Origin of the sequence: Lachnoanaerobaculum sp. Marseille-Q4761, assembly GCF_017565785.1 — a bacterium.
Lineage (GTDB): Bacteria > Bacillota > Clostridia > Lachnospirales > Lachnospiraceae > Lachnoanaerobaculum.
Genome location: NZ_JAGEKB010000010.1, coordinates 1 through 4640 on the forward strand (window position 1 = coordinate 1; position 4640 = coordinate 4640).

The following is a 4640-nucleotide window of genomic DNA, read 5'->3' on the forward strand; positions in this document are numbered from 1 at the left end:
TCTATGATCAATATTTCCTGCTCTATGTTCTTTACTCTTTGTGTAAGGAATTCCCGTTTTGAGAGGTATTCTTCTTTCTCTATTATACCTTGCTTATGCCTTTCATAACACTGCATTTTGGAAATTTGGTTCTTTTGTTGTTCCGCTTTCAGCTTTTTCTTTCGCTCAAGCAGGCTCTCACAAATACTTCCTCTGACTCTTTGCTCAATCATTCTCGTCTGTTCTTTCTCAAGAAAGCTTTCGGTGTAAAGCTGAATTTCCTTTGACACAACTTCTTCCAGTACCAAAGCTTTTATCTTTCCTTTCATACAGCCACAGTCTTTTTCTTTGTACCGATACGAACAGCAGTATCCGTCGTTTTTGCCATAGTAAACTGTATAGCTCATCTTATGATGGCATTTCCCACAATAAACTTTGTCCTGAAGAATATGAAAATGCTTCCGTTCTCGGCTTATATGTTTTGCATTGCTGCTTAATCTGTTTTGAACTTGTGCAAAGTCCTCTTGTGAAATGATAGCTTCATGCATATCTTCTCGTATGATCCAGTCCTTACTATCCATCCATTGTCGATTATCTGAGCCGACTTCATACACTCTTGTCTTTCCGCCGATGATTGCTCCCGTATAAACTCTTTGTGTTAAGAGATACCGAACAATCTGTCCTGTCCAAATTCCACTTCCTCTTTTCAGTCCTATGTGCTTGGCAGGGGTTAAAACTTCTCTCTCGTTAAAATCTTTGGCAATCACAAGCATACTTTCTCCACTTAAATATCTTGTAAACACTTCTTCCACAATCGGTTTTACTTCTTCATCGACAATAAGCTTATGATGGTCTTTTTCGTTTTTTACATACCCATACGGTGCTTTTGAGCCGAAGTAATAGCCTTTGTCCTGTCTTACTCTGACGGATGAACGCATTTTTTGTGAGATGTCTTTGGAATAGTAGTCATAGACAAGATTCTTAAAAGGAATTTCCAAACTGCTGATTCCGTTTTCGTTGTTCTTACTGTCATAATTGTCATTCACAGAAATAAAGCGGACTTGCATAAAGGGAAAAATCTGCTCAATATAGGCTCCGGATTCGATATAATCTCTGGCAAAGCGAGATAAATCCTTTACAAGTATGGTCTTTACTTCATTTTTCTTGACAAGAGCAAGCATCTTTTGAAAAGCAGGGCGATTAAAGTTTGTTCCTGTATAACCGTCATCGATATGCTCCCTTATCTGAAAACCTGTAAATTCTTCCCTTGAGCGGATATAGTCTTTTAAGATTTCCCTTTGAGAAGTGATACTGTTGCTTTCATCTTGCTGATCGCCATCTTCCAGTGAAAGTCTTAGATAAAAATCTATGGTATTCATATCATCACCTTTTTACCTTTCTTCCAATTTTTTCGGTAATGACAGGCGTTTCTTCAAATTTAAATTTGATTTCTACTGTATGGTCTTTTCCAATGAATATCTTATCTATGATAGCCCTCACAAACTCTTTGTTCCATTTCTTTGACTTGCCTTTAAGTAGTGCTTTCAAATACTGATACTTTTCTTCAAGCCTTCGTTTTTCTTCATCAAAGATTGCAACTTGCTTTTCTTTCAGGCTTTCCAGCTCTTTTTTCTTTTGATGGAGATGTTCCTTTTCTCTTTCAAAATCTTCCTTTCTCCAATCTCCCAAGACATATTTTTCGTAATACTCGCTTTGAAACCTGCTCAGTCCTGAGATTCTTCTGCCGATTTCTGTCAGTTCTTTTTCATTTTGCTGCTTAATTTCTCTTTTTATATCCGCATAACCTTTTAAATATGCCTTATAGCTTTTCTTATTATTGGAAAGAATAGTATCAAATGCGGCTTTTACGGTGTTTTGGAGTGTAATGTCTGTAATTGCCGTTCCACATTTTTCTGCCTTGTATTCTCCAAATCGGTTACAGCTAAAGTAAAAAACCGTTCTTTTCCCACTTAATTGTCGATGAACACTCATTCGTCTTTGACAAATATTACAGTAAACCATTCCTCGAAAGATAGTAGCGTCTTTAGCAGCCACATTTTCCTCTCTGCTTCTTTTTATTGGAGCTGCTTTTTCGGAAATTTTCTCCTGCACCTTTTCAAAGGTATCCATCGAAATAATGGCTTCATGGGCATTTTCGGTTACTATCCAGTGTTCTTCAGAGAGCCTTTCCCTTGGTTTCATTTCATAAAGATGTTTTTGATTTCTCCCCTGTATCAGCGTTCCTGTATATGCACGATTTTTAAGCAGCTGTAAGATGGTTGTCTGTTTCCACAGCCTGATTGGTTCACCGTTATCAGATATGGCTTTTCCAATTTTTCGGTAATCGGTTGCAATATATACTTTTTTTTCCAGAAGAAGTTTGGATATACCTGATGTACTCAGTCCTTTCAGATAGGCATCAAAGATTTCTTTGACAATAGGAGCAGTATTTTCATCCGGATACAAGCGTCTGATTCCATCTTCATCTTTTCTTGCTCTATATCCATACGGTGCAACTCCGCAGATAAATCCGCCTTGTTTGAGCCTCATCTGATGCGAGCTTGACACTTTCTTCGAAATATCTTTAGCATAGGTTTCATTAACGATATTTTTTAAAATAACCTCCAAAGATTTATTCGGATCATCCATCTGAAAGGTGTCCAGATTATCATTAACGGCAATAAATCTTACTCCAAGAAACGGAAATATCTTTTCAATAAAGTTTCCAAGCTCCGTATAGTTTCTTCCAAAACGAGATAGATCTTTTACAATAATACAGTTGACCTTTCCTATTCTTATTTCTTCCATAAGATTTTCAAAGTCGGGTCTCTCAAAGTTTGTTCCTGTTTTTGCAATGTCCTTATATATACCTACCAAGTTATGCCCGTCATTCCTTTTTATATAGCTCTCACAAAGAGCAATCTGATTTTCAATGGAATCACTCGGTTTCTCTTTTTTATCCCTTGAGATCCTTGTGTAAATCGCCGTTTGAAAACTGTTTATATTTTCTTTGCTTACCTGAGCTTCTTCTGATTTTACTCGTCTGTTCGCTGTCCTTGCCATCTACACAACCTCCTTCATTTTCCCGGAGGATTGTTTTGCATAGTTGCTTAACTTATCCAATATCTCTGTAGTTTCATCATAATTAAAACGAACCTCTATCATTTTTTCTTCCAAAACACAGATTTTATCTACCAATCTTACAAGGAGTCCTCTTTCTAAAGTACTTATATTCCCGTATGCTCTTATTTCAGAAAAGAAATCTTTATTACCCAAACTCTTTTGATAGAGACTCGAAATTTCCTTATTCTGTTTTTCTAAAATCAGCTCACTTTCTACAATACGGTTAGTATAAAACTCTCTCATATCATAAAATTCCTCTTCGGAAATGATTCCTTCTTTTAAATCTTGATACAAAGCCGATTTTAAAAGCTCAAACTTCGCCTTGCTTTTCTTGGTATATTCCTGTCTTTTATCTGTTTCCTTAAACAGTTGATATGACACTTCTATTTCTCTTAGTTTTTCTAAAATAACTTCATACTTCCCAAGGGAATGAATGTGGTGTCGGAGCATCTCAAGTATGGTTATTTTTAAATCTTCCTGTTTTATGCAGTGCCTACTACAATTATGTCCTTTATTATATGAAGAACAAATATAATAGACCATTGGTATTTTACCCCGTTTGTCTACTTTCTTCGTCATCTGTGAGTTACAGTCTTTACAAAATAAAAGTCCTGCAAATAAATCCGCTTTTTCTCCAACATTCTTTGCTTTTATATCGCATTTCAAAAGTTTTTGGACAATTTCAAAGTCTTGAATATCAATAATCGCTTCATGGTTATCCTCAATTTCAATCCAATCGCTTCTATCCTTAGAAACCACTTTATCCAACTTATAGTTTATCTTTTCCCTTTTTCCCTGTTGAAGTGTTCCTATATAGACCTCATTGGTTAAAATACGATTAACCGCCGGAGTATCCCACTTGGTAACAGCCTTTGTACTAAAGCCTGTCTTATACCTTATACCCTTTGCCCTTTTATGTTCCATCGGGGATAATATTCCGTTATCATTTAAGTGTTTGGCAATAGAGTAGGAACTGTATCCTTCAAGCTTCATAGAGAAGATTTTCTGTACTACATATTCCGCTTCTTTATCAATTACTATTTTGTGCTTATCTTCTTTATCCTTTTCATATCCATAAGGAGCATAGTTTGAAATGAACTGTCCCTGTTTTCTCTTTACCTTGCAGACACTTCTGACCTTTGCGGAGGTATCTCTGCAATAATTGTCATTTATAAAACTTTTAAATGGAATGACCAAGTTTTTTTCCGTTTCACTGGCTGTATAGCTGTCATAATTATCATTTAAGGCAATAAACCTTATATCAAGAGATGGAAACACTTTTTGCAGGTATCTTCCGCTATCAATGTAATCTCTGCCAAATCTTGATAAGTCTTTTACTATAATGCAGTTAATATTACCTGTAATTACATCTTCCATCATTTTCTTAAATGCCGGTCTTTCAAAGTTTATACCGGAATATCCGTCATCAACATATTCCTCTATCAGCTCCATATCTTCATTTTTATCAATGAAATCCTTAAGCTGAAGTCTTTGATTGGAAATGCTGTTGCTTTCCACCTTAAAGCCTTTATCATATT

Annotated in this window: 3 protein-coding genes; all 3 read right to left on the bottom strand. The window is 35.8% G+C overall.

The window, feature by feature from the left end; translation table 11 throughout:
• Positions 1-1358, bottom strand: a 1358-nt coding sequence (locus J4O15_RS15725) for a recombinase family protein (RefSeq protein ID WP_208101528.1), incomplete at its 3' end; no start/stop codon positions are given.
• Positions 1359-1362: 4 nt separating this feature from the next.
• A complete protein-coding gene (locus tag J4O15_RS15730; RefSeq protein ID WP_208101530.1) occupies positions 1363-3042 on the bottom strand; it encodes a recombinase family protein in 1680 nt (559 codons plus the stop codon).
• The coding region (locus J4O15_RS15735) for a recombinase family protein (protein WP_208101532.1) at positions 3043-4640 on the bottom strand (1598 nt) is incomplete at its 5' end.

Excerpts from the sequence above, each read along its gene's own strand:
- J4O15_RS15730 (WP_208101530.1), bottom strand. The coding sequence starts at position 3,042 with ATGGCAAGGACAGCGAACAGACGAGTAAAATCAGAAGAAGCTCAGGTA.